The following is a 12,573-nucleotide window of genomic DNA, read 5'->3' on the forward strand; positions in this document are numbered from 1 at the left end:
AGCCGTTATTCGTCCGCATTCGGGTCCATCCCCGGGAACAGCACTTCGATGAAGCCGAAGCGGCTGAAGTCGGTGATGCGTGACGGGTACAACCGGCCGATCAGGTGATCGCATTCATGCTGGACGACCCGCGCATGAAAACCGCGGGCTTCACGTTGAATAAGCTTGCCGTCGGGATCAAAACCTTCGTAGCGGATGTGCTCGTAGCGATCAACCACACCGCGCAGGCCCGGCACGGACAGACAGCCTTCCCAGCCCTCTTCCAGGGTTTGCTCAAGCGGCGTAATCAGCGGATTGAGCAGGATGGTCTGGGGAACGGCTTCCGCATCCGGATAACGATCGCTGCTCTCGAAACCGAAGATCACCAGTTGCAGATCAATGCCAATCTGCGGCGCAGCCAGGCCGACACCGCCGACGCTTTCCATGGTCTCGAACATGTCCTCGATGAGAGTCTTCAGCTCTTGCGAACCGAACATCGACTCGGGGACAGGTGGTGCGATGCGCAGCAAGCGCTCGTCGCCCATTTTCAGAATTTCGCGAATCATTGCGGGCCCTCTGCAACGGGCAGAGGCGCCACAAGAGGGCGCCGTCTACCTAGAGCGTGATCAGAATTTGTCGGTCTTCAGCACCGGCGGCGTTGGGGTGTAATCGTGGTCATGGCTGTGATCGCGGCCGAGACCCGAAACGTGCTGCTTGAGGTGCACCGTATTAAAATCGGCCGTGCCATCGCGTTCACCTTCTTCCTTCTCGCCCTTCTCTTTGCCCTCGGCTGACATGTGCTCGATGACCGCGTTCATCTCGGCGCCCAGCAACAACACCGCTGCCGAGATGTAGAAATACAGCAACAGCACGATGATCGCGCCGATGCTGCCGTACATGGCGTTGTAGTCGGCGAAGGTTTTCACGTAGTAGGCAAAGCCCAGAGAAGCAACGATCCACACCACGACCGCAAGCACTGAGCCCGGCGTGATGAAGCGGAAGCTCTGTTTAACGTCGGGCATTACGTAGTACATGATTGCCACCGCGACCATCAGCAGGATGATGATCAGCGGCCAGCGCAGAACCGTCCACAACGTGACGATGAAATCTTCCATGCCAATCTGCGCGGCGAGCCAATTCATGACCACCGGGCCGGTGACCATCAGCGCGGCAACCGTAAGCAGCATGCCGGCGATACCGATGGTGTAGAACACCGACAGCGGAATGCGTTTCCAGGCCGGGCGCGCTTCGACTACGTCATAGGCGGCATTCATGGCGCTCATCATCAGGCGCACGCCAGCCGAGGCTGTCCAGAGTGCGATGACGATACCGATCGACAGCAAGCCGCCCTTGGATTGTTGCAACTGGTCAATAACCGGATTGACCTGGTCGAGGGCCTGGGGCGGCAGAACCAGTTCGGATTGCAGCCGCAACCAGCTGAAAAAGTCCGGCAGGTGCAGGAAACCGATCAGGGCAATGAGGAAGAGCAGGAACGGGAACAGCGAAAACAGCATCTGGTAGGCCAGTGCCGAGGCGTAGGTCGACATCTCGTCATCGAGAAACTCTTTGACCGTTCTGACCAACACTGTCTTGATGCTGAGCTGGCGCAAGTCCGGGAATATCATGGCGTCTCCTTCGCGACACAGATGTAGCCGAAGCACGGTTATTGATTCAGGCGTTTCTACAAGCGGTATGCATACGAGCGGGCAATTGCGTTGAAATTCCGTCAGTTGCCCGAACGGGCTGGCTTTTTACAGGGTGCCCGGGATATTGGCTACATTTGATATGTTTCAGGCGGTCGAGGCGCAAACGATAACGGCCATCGAAGGATGGCCGTTACGGTGATGCAAATCAGGTCGCCGGGAGCATGGCAGCCCCGGGCGCAAGGGATTTAGACCTTGTCGACGCCTTTTTTCACAGCGTCTTTTGCGTCGCCAACGGTTTGTTGCGCTTCGCCTTTGATTTCCTGCGCTTTGCCTTCGGCACGCAGTTTATCGTTGTCGGTGACTTTGCCGACGCCCTGCTTGACATTGCCTACTGCTTCGTTGGCCAAGCCTTTGACTTTATCGCCGGTGCTGCTCATAGGGTTAACTCCAGGGTGAGAATAGGTTGTCATTACCTCGACACTAGAACTGACCGGAGCGGTGAATCAGAGGTTCAATTATTTCGCGAATGGATTGAAATGGCGCCTTGAGCCTGGGTTTTCCATGCGCCTGGAGGGATCGAAATCCATCCTGAGAGCTAGCGGCAGGCACATCAAAAGCTTCCCGGCTGAAGCCGGTCCTACGCGAGACGCCGCCGGTCGCACTGACGGCACGCGCTGCGTTTAGTGGGACCGGCTTTAGCCGGGAAGAGGCCCGTCCAGACGCTGACATTCGACAGGGAATCGCGCCAGCCAATTTTGCCTTTATGTTTCCCCGAGAACCCCGGAGAATGCGCGACCGAACCGGCGGCGCTCAGGGCGTCGGGCCAGGTTGACGAGACCGTGATCCAGGAATGTTATGAAACTCGATAAGCAGCAGGCCATTGCGCGCCGTAATGAACAGCTCGGCGGCGCCGTGCTCGGCACCAATAACACGCACTTCGCCGTGCTCGACCCCAAGCGCAATATCTGGTGGTTTGATTTGCCCATGAGCCGTCTGGCGGTGGGTCAGTACGAGTGGCTGCATCTGCTGTTGCACACGCCGAGCACGGATGAGTTGATTCACCTGAAGGTGACCACCAAGTTCCTGCGCGATCAGAAAGACGCGGTGGTGGTTCGCAATGAAGGCAAGCGCAAGTCCACCGTGAGCCTGGAGCTCTCGGCTGACAAGGATTCGTACTTGAAGGAAATGCGCCCGAACGGCGCAAACCTGAGCTTCGCCAGTTTCGTACAGAAGTAATCTGACTAGACTGATCAGACGACCGCAGCGCGGGTTATCCGGCGCTGCAGCCGAGTATCACGTCAGACCAGTTCGATACGGTCGGCGTGAATGACGATCTGGCCCTGTTTGTACAGTGCGCCGATCGCTTTCTTGAAGTTGCCTTTGCTGACGCCGAACAGGTTGCTGATGACCTGCGGATCGCTCTTGTCGCTGACGGGCAATACGCCGTTGTTGTCACGCAACTTGCCGAGGATCTGCGCGTTGAGGCTGCTGGCAAGCTGTTCGCCCACCGGTTGCAGGCTCAGGCTGATGTTGCCGTCGCTGCGCACTTCCTTGATGAAGCCTTTTTCCTGTTTGCCCGAACGCAGGAACTTGAACACCTCGTTCTTGTGAATCAGGCCCCAGTGCTTGTTGTTGATAATTGCCTTGAAACCCATCGCGGTTTCTTCCGCCACCAGCAAGTCCACTTCCTGCCCGACGGTGTAGTTGGCCGGCACCTTGTCCAGATAACGATCCAGACGGGTGGTCGCGGTGATGCGGCGCGTGTGTTTGTCGAGGTAGACATGCACCACGCAGTAATCACCGGCTTTCAACGGCTGCTTCTCTTCCGAGTACGGCAGCAGCAAATCCTTGGGCAGCCCCCAATCCAGAAAGATACCAATGCTGTTGACTTCAACCACTTTGAGGCTGGCAAATTCACCCACTTGAACCTTGGGTTTCTCGGTGGTGGCGATTAACTTGTCATCGCTGTCCAGATAAATAAAGACGTTGAGCCAGTCTTCATCTTCGCTGGGAATATCTTTGGGGATATATCGGTTGGGCAGCAAAATTTCGCCGTCTTGTGCCCCGTCCAGATATAAACCGAAGTTAGTGTGTTTAACCACTTGCAAACTGTTGTAGCGCCCGACTAAAGCCATGTCCAGATACCCTCGTTACGTGGGCGGCATTCTACCCGAATTCGGGCGGGCATTCCGGTGGCCATTTCGGATCGACATCTGCCGTCGGCATCGCCGCTCAGGAAATCAACGCGTTGATGAACCGCGCAACGCAGGCGGTGCCGAGCTTAAGCCATTCGTCAGGTCGTCGAGCCGGTCCGCCGCCTTGAACGCCGGGTGTAATTGACGGAATGCCAGATGAAACATCGCAATTAAAACAGTCATTTAGCCGCTGCTTTCGGAAAATAATTGCGCTCATCCTTGCGACCGTCACGCCTCCCCCCGTCCGATAATACCCAAGCAATTTCCGGTCAATTCCGATAGGATGGCCGGCCGTATTAAATTTATATAGGTCAATAGCAGCCATGCGTGTAAAAGCATCCAATTCGAAAGCCAAGCCAGCTCCTGCCGTTGAGACCAGCGATTCGATCAACGCACAAATTGCAGCTTTCCTGAAATCCGGTGGCGAGATCCAACAGATCGCCAAAGGTGTCAGCGGCCAGACCTTCGGCCCATCCAAACAGATCTCCCTCGGCAAAAAGTAAATTTTCTCCCGCCTCCGCGGTCGACATCCAGGCGCTTTGATCACAAAGCGCCAGGTCTATCGCTCTCTCGCTGTACAAAGCTCTGCTTTACTCTCGTCACATGACTGTTCCTCAGTGCTGTCACCCATGGGTCATGGAAAAGAGCGGACGATGCCCTGATCTGCTGACGTCTCTGCGGAAACCGATATGAACAAACGGATGATCATTGGCGCTCTGCTCAGCCTCGGGCTCACCGGCTGTGCGACCCACGGATGTGACACCTCGGTGGCAGACAGCCCATGCCGCGCCGACTATCTGCTGTACCAGAACGACATGCTCCAGGCCAAGCTGCTGATCAACGAGCGCCGCGCCGAAAACGACGAACTCGCCAGCGCGCTTCTTGAACGGGCAGCACGCGAAGACACGACCGGCGAAGCCAGGTTTTATCAGGCCATTCTGCTTCTGCGCCAGAACGCCGACCCGAAGCTGATCGATGCCAGGCTCAATGATTCTGCAGATCGCAACTACCCGCTGGCCATCGCGCTACTCGCTCAACGAGCCGGGGTGGAAAACCACGACAAGGCACAGAAGTACCGCACCCAGTACGAAAAACTGGACGTAGCCACCAGCGGTTATCCGTCTTTTCCTCAAGCGTTGATCGTCGTCAATCAGCTGATTTCCCCCGCGAACTGATCTTAAAACGCTGCGCATCTGTCTCGAATCGACCAATGGTCGTGAGACAGCGCCAATCGGCGGTATCCTTGGGGCGCTCTAGCTCGCGGTTCTCGCCAGGCCATTCGGCTTTCGGACAGAAACCTTCGACCCACTCCTCTGAAACCTGAAAGGAGTGAAGCATGCCTTATGCTCGCTGTTTCAACCGTTGGACCGGTGCGGTGTTTACCTGCGCCGCCCTCATGCATCACGCCGCCAGCGCCCAGGTCATCGAGCGGGAACTGGGCGACTTCAGCCTGAAGCTCGGCACGACGCCCAGCCGCACCATGGCCCAGGGCCTGGTGACGCCGAGCGGTGCGGATTCGAAGTTCCATGGCGGACTCGACCTGACCCACGACAGCGGGTTCTACTTCGGCCAATGGTCCCCCAGCGCAGGGCTGACACCTGACACCGCGCTGGAAGTTGACTCCTATATGGGGTTCAAGAAGCCCTTCGACAAAACCCTCGGTTACGAGCTTGGCGTCATTCGCTACAGCTATCCGAACACCGACCAGCTCGACAGCCACGAGCTTTATGCCGGTTTCCGTATTTTCGACAGCCGCATCGGCACCGCCTTCAGCACCGACGCCGGTCGTCAGGACAGCACCGTGTTTCTCGACCTGGGCAGCATGATTCCGCTGGGCCTGGACCTGCGCATGCAGTACGGCAACCACCAGCTCGATTCGCCCACGATCATCGACGGCGGCGGCGTGGTCAACGCTTACAGCGACTGGTCCTTCAACGTGTCGCGCCCGTTGCTGGGCATGGACATGAACCTGATGTACAGCGGGTCGAGCCTGACCGGCGCCGATTGCAGCGCTTACAGCGGGCACAACACCCAGTGCGAAAGCACCGTTACGCTCAAAGTGGTGCGCTCGTTTTTCTGATGGGTTGAACCGCCATGACCTGACTTGCTCTATAACGGTGAGACGAACCGGCAAGGAGCTGTCATGGGCATTGTGTTGAAGACCTTTATTTCGCTGTGGCTGAGCCTGACGCTGTTGGCGGGGTGCAGTCAGATCGGTCTGACGTATCGGCATCTGGACTTCATCATTCCCTGGTCGCTCAACGACTACCTGGACATGAACGCTTCGCAGAAAGACTGGCTCGATGAGCGTTTGAAAGAACACTTGAGCTGGCATTGCACCACTCAGATTCCCGGCTACCTCGACTGGCTGGACCGTCTACAGGGGATGGTCGAAAACAACCAGGTCAATCAAGAGCAGCTCAAGGCACGCACCGCCGAAGCGCGGCAAGCCATCGCCACCCTTTCCAAAGAAATCACGCCCTCGGCGGTCGAGCTGCTTCGTCAGCTGGACGATCAGCAGGTGGCCGAGATGGAAGCCGCATTCGCCAAGGACCTGCGCAAGCATGAGGACGAGTACGTCGACCAGCCACTGGACAAGCAGATCAGTGAACGCGCTCAACGCATGGAGAAACGTCTGACGCCCTGGATGGGCAAGCTGAATGCCGCGCAGCAGGCCCGCGTAATGCAGTGGTCGACGTCGTTGGGCGAGCAGAACCGGCTGTGGATCGACAACCGCGCACACTGGCAGTCACTGCTGCTGGCGGCGGTGAAGCAGCGCAATGCTGCCGATTTCGATCAGAAGATCGCCAGCCTGTTGCAGGATCGCCAGACCTTCTGGACTCCCGAATACCGCGCGACATACGATCACACCGAGCAGGCGGCGATTTCTCTGATTGCGGATCTGATGGCGCAGAGCACGGCTGAGCAACGGCAGAAGTTGCTGGCGAAAATCGCCGATGTGCGCAAGGACTTCACTGATTTGAGTTGCTACAAGAGCATGAAAAAAGCGTCCTGATCAGGACGCTTTCAGCATCAGGCGATTTGCGCCTTGGCCGCCACCTCATCGAAGGTCTCCGGATCCAGCGCATCGGCCTGCTCATCGAGTACCTGACGCGGATGGTCGTTGCCGGGAATGCTGCTGTCGATCAACGCCAGCAAGCTCGCGCCTCTTGGGGTGAGGCTAACGCCTTCGCCATTCCCGCCTGCACCGCTCATGTGGGTCGCAATGAACCCGCGTTCGAGCAACAGCGCTCTCAACTCTGCGGCATGCGTTTCTGACGCATCCTCGATTGCCACGCTGTTTTGTACGTGGTGCAACAGACGCTCGATCAGGTCCCAGTCGTATCGTTTAGACATGTTTCAACCTCCAGTGGGCCAACAGGGCAATACCCGTGACGTCCGGTCATCGGGCTTGATGCTCAGTGGTTGTGACCCAGTGAAGGGCCAGCCGTTCAGCGGGCTGTCCGGGAGGCAGAAGGGGGCTATTCAGCGACTGGCGGACGCGTGACGCGCTTTTTCAGCGGCGCCATCCCGTCCTGGCTGACCAAAGGCTCCGCCTTCGGACGATTTACCGATTTGCGCTTGGTCGGGCCTTTGGCGACGGCTTTCTTTTTGTCGCCCTTCTTGTCACCTTTGCCATCGGTTTTTTTCTTCTTCACGCCGACGGCCTTGCCCGACGCCTTGACCTTCTTCGGCCCGGTGTAGGTGCCTTTGACTTCCTTGATCGTGCGTCGCTCGAACTTCTGCTTCAGGTAGCGCTCGATGCTGGACATCAGGTTCCAGTCACCGTGGGTGATCAGCGAGATCGCCAGACCTTCGCCACCGGCACGCCCGGTGCGGCCAATGCGGTGAACGTAGTCGTCGCCCGTGCGCGGCATGTCGAAGTTGATGACCATGTCCAGGCCGTCGACGTCCAGACCACGGGCCGCGACATCGGTCGCCACCAGGATCTTCACGCCGCCCTGCTTCAGACGGTCGATCGCCAGCTTGCGATCCTTCTGGTCTTTGTCGCCGTGCAGCACGAACGCCTTGTACTCGAGCGCCACGAGACGACCGTAAATGCGGTCGGCCATGGCACGCGTGTTGGTGAAGATGATTGCTTTTTGGTAGGTCTCGTTGGCCAGCAGCCAGTTGAGGACCTGCTCTTTGTGCACGTTATGGTCGGCGGTGATGATCTGCTGACGGGTGCCCGGAGCCAGCTCGCTGACACTGTTGACCTGCAGGTGCTGCGGGTCTTTCAGGACTTTGCCGATCATTTCGCGCAGGCCCGAACCACCGGTGGTGGCCGAGAACAGCATGGTCTGCTCACGATTGGCACACTCGCCGGCCAGACGTTCGACGTCTTCGGCAAAACCCATGTCGAGCATGCGGTCGGCTTCATCGAGAACCAACAGCTCAACCTGCTTGAGGTCGAGGTTGCCCGCGTTGAGTTGCTCCAGCAGACGGCCTGGCGTACCGATCAGGATGTCCGGCACTTTGCGCAGCATCGCGGCCTGGACCTTGAAGTCTTCGCCGCCGGTGATCAGGCCGGCCTTGATGAAGGTGAACTGGGAGAAACGCTCCACTTCCTTGAGCGTCTGCTGGGCCAGCTCGCGGGTCGGGAGCAGGATCACGGCGCGGATGTCGACGCGAACCTTGGCCGGGCCCATCAGGCGATTGAGCATCGGTAATACGAATGCGGCAGTCTTGCCACTGCCGGTCTGCGCCGTCACCCGTAGATCGTGTCCTTCCAGCGCCAGCGGAATGGCCGCTGTTTGCACAGGCGTAGGCTCGACGAAATTGAGTTCGGCCACGGCTTTTAGCAGGCGTTCGTGCAGGGCGAATTGGGAGAACACGGGTGTTACCTCGGCGTAATACAAAAAAACAGTCGCATAGGGTACCGGTTTAAGCCCGATTCGCCGAGTCTCTTTAGCTCAAAGGGCCTATTTTGTTACCGGATTTGGCCCAAGCTGCCTTCCCTTTCCCAACAATGCTCTAATCGCGCCCCCCATTTTTGATCAGGAGATCCAGCGCCCATGGACACCCATTCGCTTTGGCTACGCGCCCAGGAAATCTGGACGCTGCTGGAAAACCAGCCAATGCTGCGCACGATCACCGGCTTGCTGTTGCTGCTCGTCGCTGCTTTCGCGCTCGGGCGGCTGGCGCGGTGGATGATCCTCTACACCATGAAAGCCCTGAGCCGCCAGCCGTCGCTGTTCTGGCTCAATGACTTTCTGCACAACAAAGTCTTCCACCGACTGGCCCAGGTCACGCCCTCGGTGGTGATTCAATTCGGGCTAAACCTGGTCCCGAACCTCAGCACTGCCGCCAATCACTTGCTCGGTAACATCGCGCTGGCGTTCACCATCCTCTTTCTCATGCTCACCGTCGGCGCGCTGCTCAACGCGTTGCTGGACATCTACGCGCGCACCGAACACGCCCGCACCCGCTCGATCAAGGGCTACGTGCAGCTGACGAAAATGATCCTGTACGTGTTCGCCGGGATCATCATCGTTGCCACGTTGATTGATCGATCGCCGTTGCTGCTGCTCTCCGGGCTCGGCGCGATGTCAGCGGTGATTCTGCTCGTCTACAAAGACACCCTGCTGTCTTTCGTCGCCAGCGTGCAACTGACCAGCAACGACATGCTGCGCGTCGGCGACTGGATCGAAATGCCACAGGTCGGCGCCGACGGCGACGTGGTGGACATCACCCTGCACACCGTCAAGGTGCAGAACTTCGACAAGACCATCGTGTCGATCCCGACCTGGCGCCTGATGTCCGAATCGTTCAAGAACTGGCGCGGGATGCAGCAATCCGGGGGACGCAGAATCAAGCGCAGCCTGTTCATCGATGCCAGCGGCGTGCGCTTCGTCTCCGATGAAGAAGAACAGAAGCTGACCCAGGTCCGCCTGCTGACCGACTACATGGGCCGCAAGAAAGCCGAGCTCAAGGCGTGGAATCAAGCCCAAGGCAACGTCGCCGAAATGTCAGCCAATCGCCGTCGCATCACCAACATCGGCACGTTTCGCGCCTACGCGCTGGCTTACCTGAAGAGCCACGCCGACATCCACCCGGACATGACCTGCATGGTCCGCCAGATGGAAACCACGGCCCAAGGCGTGCCGCTGGAAATCTACTGCTTCACCCGCACCACCAGTTGGGGTGACTACGAGCGCATTCAGGGGGATATCTTCGATTACCTGCTGGCCGTGCTGCCGGAGTTTGGGCTGGGGGTTTATCAACAGCCCAGTGGGGCGGATTTACGGATTGGGTTGGAGAAGGTGTCGTCGAATCAAAGTCTGCACCAGCCGGGCAGCGCTTAACGCCCAAGTGCAGCTATGGCGGATCGTTTTCAGTGCTGACCCCGAATCGAACGGAGAACTCTTTCCTTCCGTTGGGCGTCAACGCCAGCGCCCTACTGTCGAGGTCCTGAATAACCCATTTGCGGCTGGTCGCTATGTGCAGGAAGGCAGCACCCAGTGCTCCGGCGAGATGCGGGCGGCGCATGCTCCAATCCAGGCATGAGCAGGCGAAGCGACGTCGCTGCGCCCTGACGGTCTCCACATCAAGCCCCAGGTCGGCCATCGCTTTTTCGCCGCTGACAGTGAGTTGATAATTACCGTCTTCAGGGGCTGACATGGTCAGCAAGCCTGACTCGAGGAAACGATCGTGCAGTTTTACGGCCAATGAACCCGCCATGTGGTCATAACAGGCGCGTGCGATTTGCAGTCGACCCGGGGTATTCGGGACGAACCGGGTGTCCGGCTTCTGACTGATCACCATGAGGGCCTCAATCGCTCTGGCCACGTCTGCGTCCGCCAGACTGTAATACCGATGCCTGCCCTGCGTGTGCAGCTTCAGCAGCCCGTCCTCTTTGAGCCTCGCCAAATGCGCGCTTGCAGTAGAGGCACTTACGTCGCCGATGACAGCCATTTCTGTGCTGGTACGTGCATGCCCATCCATCAACGAACAGAGCATCTTCGTCCTTGCTGGTTCGGCGATTGCGCCGGCGACCCTTGAAATGGCGGTGTCATTGCCTGGGGAGTCCATATTTCGTTCCTGAACGAATCGTTAACGTGCGCAGTGCCGGATATTAGCCGTTCTTTGTGAACAGGACTTTCAGAAATGACGCCGTTTGAAGCAGCCAGCCATGCCGACCCTTATATTTATTACGCAGGTTTAAGGCAACGAAAGGGGCTGTTGTTCGACGCAGATCTACGCATGTGGATCGCCAGTGATGCCAGTGCCGTAGAGGCCATTATGGAACATTCGGACTGTCGAGTCCGTCCTCTTGATGAGCCGGTTCCTCTCGCCATTGCACAGGGCGCCGCGGGTCGTATTTTCGGTCGGCTCATGCGCATGAACGAGGGAGCTGAACACCAGTGTCCAAGAATGGCCATCGCGCCCGCTTTGGCTTCTGTGCATGACGAAAACATCGCAGAAATTGTGTCGCAGGTGTTCGAGTCCCTCAATGCTCCGGTCGACGCCCTCAATGAATTGATGTGGACGTTGCCCGTATCCGTCATGGCAACCTTGATGGGCGTTCCTTTCACCCAGTTACGTGAAGTTGTGACCCTGACCCAGAATTTTGTGGGCTGCCTTTCCCCCTTAAGCGACAAGACCAAGCTGGATGAGGCCGATGCCGGAGCGACTCGGTTGAGTCAACTGTTCGCAGAGTTGCTGCTTGGCGAGGATGAAAGAAGTCGCTTCATGAGCCACGTGTTGAGGGAATGTGACGTGACGGGCTGGAAAGATCGAGACGCATTGATCGCTAATCTGATCGGCCTGTTGTCACAGACCTGCGAAGCCACCACAGGCTTGATCGGCAACACCCTCATAGCAATTCATCGTAACCCCGACCTGTTTGAACCCCCTCAACAACCGGCGCGTGTTGCAGAGTGGGTAGCCGAGGCGGCGCGCCACGACTCCCCCATACAAAACACCCGGCGGTTCGTTGCCGAGCAGTGTGTTATCGAAGGCAGCGTCCTGAAGGCCGGGGATACGGTTCTTTTGTTACTGGCTTCAGCGAACAGGGATCCTTGCGCAAACCCGGATCCCGACAACTTTTTGCTCACACGGCCACACCGTCGAATATTCAGCTTTGGCTCAGGCAGACACGAATGCCCAGGCCAGCAACTCGCTTTGCGTATTGCCTCTGAAGCGGTTTCAGAACTGTTGCGTAGACAGCCCAAAGCCGCTGTCCGCGCTAATCAATGGCGCTACTTGCCCTCGCTTAATGCTCGGATTCCTTATTTCCATCGCAGCCGTGAGACTCAACAATGATCGCCGTTATTTTTGAAGCGTGGCCACATGAGGAGCAATACCAGCGGTATCTTGATCTTGCGGCTGAACTGAAGCCATTGCTGGAAGGTTTGGATGGGTTCATTTCCGTAGAGCGTTATCAGAGCCTCAGTGAGCCAGGAAAAGTTCTGTCGCTGTCATTTTGGCGTGATGAGGAAGCCATTAAACGGTGGCGCGGCCTTGAGTTGCATCGTGCCGCGCAACTTACGGGGCGTAGGCAAGTATTCAATGATTACCACCTGCGCATTGCTGAAGTGGTGCGAGATTACAGTCTGGAGAATCGTGCTCAAGCGCCGGGTGATAGCAGACGCGCTCATGAATAAAATAAATTAAAACTACAAAAAGCCCGGCGTCTGCCGTAATGCTGTTCACTTAAGCATTTGAGTCCAAGCCGGGCTTTATAGAGAATCCGATGTCAGCCCCCTGGCATCGGATTTTTTTTATGCCCATTCAGCAGCAGTTGCTCGACC

The 12,573-nt window shown here is 57.7% G+C and carries 15 protein-coding genes; 8 read left to right on the forward strand and 7 right to left on the reverse strand.

Going from position 1 to position 12,573, the window contains the following annotated elements; translation table 11 throughout:
• Nucleotides 1-5 precede the first annotated feature (5 nt).
• The 3 genes from def to QWI20_RS26375 form a co-directional block, all read right to left on the reverse strand.
• Nucleotides 6-545 carry a peptide deformylase gene (gene def, locus QWI20_RS26365; RefSeq protein ID WP_192171520.1) on the reverse strand — a complete coding sequence of 180 codons (540 nt, stop codon included), beginning with the start codon at nt 543-545 and terminating at the stop codon, nt 6-8.
• 60 nt (nt 546-605) lie between these two features.
• Entirely contained in the window at nt 606-1,604 is a 999-nt protein-coding gene (locus QWI20_RS26370) for a YihY/virulence factor BrkB family protein (protein WP_192171521.1), read from the reverse strand.
• Between the two features lie 266 nt (nt 1,605-1,870).
• Complete coding sequence (locus QWI20_RS26375; RefSeq protein WP_192171522.1) at nt 1,871-2,062, reverse strand: CsbD family protein; 192 nt, start codon at nt 2,060-2,062, stop codon at nt 1,871-1,873.
• Between the two features lie 418 nt (nt 2,063-2,480).
• Here QWI20_RS26375 and QWI20_RS26380 point away from each other — a divergent pair, with 418 nt between their 5' ends.
• Nucleotides 2,481-2,861, forward strand: a complete 381-nt coding sequence (locus QWI20_RS26380) for a hypothetical protein (RefSeq protein ID WP_369307904.1) — start codon at nt 2,481-2,483, stop codon at nt 2,859-2,861.
• Nucleotides 2,862-2,923: 62 nt separating this feature from the next.
• On the opposite strand, the gene QWI20_RS26385 is transcribed toward QWI20_RS26380, so the two are convergent.
• Nucleotides 2,924-3,760, reverse strand: coding sequence for a S1 RNA-binding domain-containing protein (locus tag QWI20_RS26385; RefSeq protein ID WP_192171524.1), 837 nt, complete (start codon nt 3,758-3,760; stop codon nt 2,924-2,926).
• A gap of 383 nt (nt 3,761-4,143) precedes the next feature.
• Here QWI20_RS26385 and QWI20_RS26390 point away from each other — a divergent pair, with 383 nt between their 5' ends.
• The 4 genes from QWI20_RS26390 (at nt 4,144) to QWI20_RS26405 (ending at nt 6,836) form a co-directional block, all read left to right on the forward strand.
• On the forward strand, nt 4,144-4,323 hold the full coding sequence (locus tag QWI20_RS26390; RefSeq protein ID WP_037012170.1) for a hypothetical protein: 180 nt from the start codon (nt 4,144-4,146) through the stop codon (nt 4,321-4,323).
• 186 nt (nt 4,324-4,509) lie between these two features.
• Complete coding sequence (locus QWI20_RS26395) at nt 4,510-4,995, forward strand: hypothetical protein (RefSeq protein ID WP_369307905.1); 486 nt, start codon at nt 4,510-4,512, stop codon at nt 4,993-4,995.
• Between the two features lie 161 nt (nt 4,996-5,156).
• Nucleotides 5,157-5,900, forward strand: a complete 744-nt coding sequence (locus QWI20_RS26400; protein WP_369307906.1) for a TorF family putative porin — start codon at nt 5,157-5,159, stop codon at nt 5,898-5,900.
• Between the two features lie 63 nt (nt 5,901-5,963).
• Complete coding sequence (locus tag QWI20_RS26405; RefSeq protein ID WP_369307907.1) at nt 5,964-6,836, forward strand: DUF6279 family lipoprotein; 873 nt, start codon at nt 5,964-5,966, stop codon at nt 6,834-6,836.
• A gap of 17 nt (nt 6,837-6,853) precedes the next feature.
• Here the strand turns inward: QWI20_RS26405 and QWI20_RS26410 are convergent, their stop codons facing one another.
• Together QWI20_RS26410 and QWI20_RS26415 are read right to left on the reverse strand one after the other, a co-directional pair.
• Nucleotides 6,854-7,177, reverse strand: coding sequence for a transcriptional regulator (locus tag QWI20_RS26410; RefSeq protein WP_369307908.1), 324 nt, complete (start codon nt 7,175-7,177; stop codon nt 6,854-6,856).
• 125 nt (nt 7,178-7,302) lie between these two features.
• Nucleotides 7,303-8,655 carry a DEAD/DEAH box helicase gene (locus QWI20_RS26415; protein WP_192134008.1) on the reverse strand — a complete coding sequence of 451 codons (1,353 nt, stop codon included), beginning with the start codon at nt 8,653-8,655 and terminating at the stop codon, nt 7,303-7,305.
• A gap of 180 nt (nt 8,656-8,835) precedes the next feature.
• Between QWI20_RS26415 and QWI20_RS26420 the strand changes: the two genes are divergently transcribed.
• A complete protein-coding gene (locus QWI20_RS26420) occupies nt 8,836-10,125 on the forward strand; it encodes a mechanosensitive ion channel family protein (protein WP_369307909.1) in 1,290 nt (429 codons plus the stop codon).
• A gap of 13 nt (nt 10,126-10,138) precedes the next feature.
• Here QWI20_RS26420 and QWI20_RS26425 read toward each other — a convergent pair whose 3' ends face one another.
• Nucleotides 10,139-10,852: an ArsR/SmtB family transcription factor gene (locus QWI20_RS26425; protein WP_369307910.1), complete on the reverse strand. Its 714-nt coding sequence runs from the start codon at nt 10,850-10,852 to the stop codon at nt 10,139-10,141.
• 75 nt (nt 10,853-10,927) lie between these two features.
• On the opposite strand from QWI20_RS26425, the gene QWI20_RS26430 reads away from it, so the two are divergent.
• Complete coding sequence (locus QWI20_RS26430) at nt 10,928-12,085, forward strand: cytochrome P450 (protein ID WP_369307911.1); 1,158 nt, start codon at nt 10,928-10,930, stop codon at nt 12,083-12,085.
• On the forward strand, nt 12,082-12,426 hold the full coding sequence (locus tag QWI20_RS26435; RefSeq protein ID WP_369307912.1) for an antibiotic biosynthesis monooxygenase: 345 nt from the start codon (nt 12,082-12,084) through the stop codon (nt 12,424-12,426). The genes QWI20_RS26430 and QWI20_RS26435 overlap by 4 nt, the downstream gene beginning before the upstream one ends.
• Nucleotides 12,427-12,573: the final 147 nt, after the last annotated feature.

Origin of the sequence: Pseudomonas sp. W2-17 (assembly GCF_041060445.1) — a bacterium.
Taxonomy (GTDB): domain Bacteria; phylum Pseudomonadota; class Gammaproteobacteria; order Pseudomonadales; family Pseudomonadaceae; genus Aquipseudomonas.

Coding starts and splice junctions, on each gene's coding strand:
- def (WP_192171520.1), bottom strand. CDS start 545: ATGATTCGCGAAATTCTGAAAATGGGCGACGAGCGCTTGCTGCGCATC.
- QWI20_RS26370 (WP_192171521.1), bottom strand. CDS start 1,604: ATGATATTCCCGGACTTGCGCCAGCTCAGCATCAAGACAGTGTTGGTC.
- QWI20_RS26375 (WP_192171522.1), bottom strand. CDS start 2,062: ATGAGCAGCACCGGCGATAAAGTCAAAGGCTTGGCCAACGAAGCAGTA.
- QWI20_RS26380 (WP_369307904.1), top strand. CDS start 2,481: ATGAAACTCGATAAGCAGCAGGCCATTGCGCGCCGTAATGAACAGCTC.
- QWI20_RS26385 (WP_192171524.1), bottom strand. CDS start 3,760: ATGGCTTTAGTCGGGCGCTACAACAGTTTGCAAGTGGTTAAACACACT.
- QWI20_RS26390 (WP_037012170.1), top strand. CDS start 4,144: ATGCGTGTAAAAGCATCCAATTCGAAAGCCAAGCCAGCTCCTGCCGTT.
- QWI20_RS26395 (WP_369307905.1), top strand. CDS start 4,510: ATGAACAAACGGATGATCATTGGCGCTCTGCTCAGCCTCGGGCTCACC.
- QWI20_RS26400 (WP_369307906.1), top strand. CDS start 5,157: ATGCCTTATGCTCGCTGTTTCAACCGTTGGACCGGTGCGGTGTTTACC.
- QWI20_RS26405 (WP_369307907.1), top strand. CDS start 5,964: ATGGGCATTGTGTTGAAGACCTTTATTTCGCTGTGGCTGAGCCTGACG.
- QWI20_RS26410 (WP_369307908.1), bottom strand. CDS start 7,177: ATGTCTAAACGATACGACTGGGACCTGATCGAGCGTCTGTTGCACCAC.
- QWI20_RS26420 (WP_369307909.1), top strand. CDS start 8,836: ATGGACACCCATTCGCTTTGGCTACGCGCCCAGGAAATCTGGACGCTG.
- QWI20_RS26425 (WP_369307910.1), bottom strand. CDS start 10,852: ATGGACTCCCCAGGCAATGACACCGCCATTTCAAGGGTCGCCGGCGCA.
- QWI20_RS26430 (WP_369307911.1), top strand. CDS start 10,928: ATGACGCCGTTTGAAGCAGCCAGCCATGCCGACCCTTATATTTATTAC.
- QWI20_RS26435 (WP_369307912.1), top strand. CDS start 12,082: ATGATCGCCGTTATTTTTGAAGCGTGGCCACATGAGGAGCAATACCAG.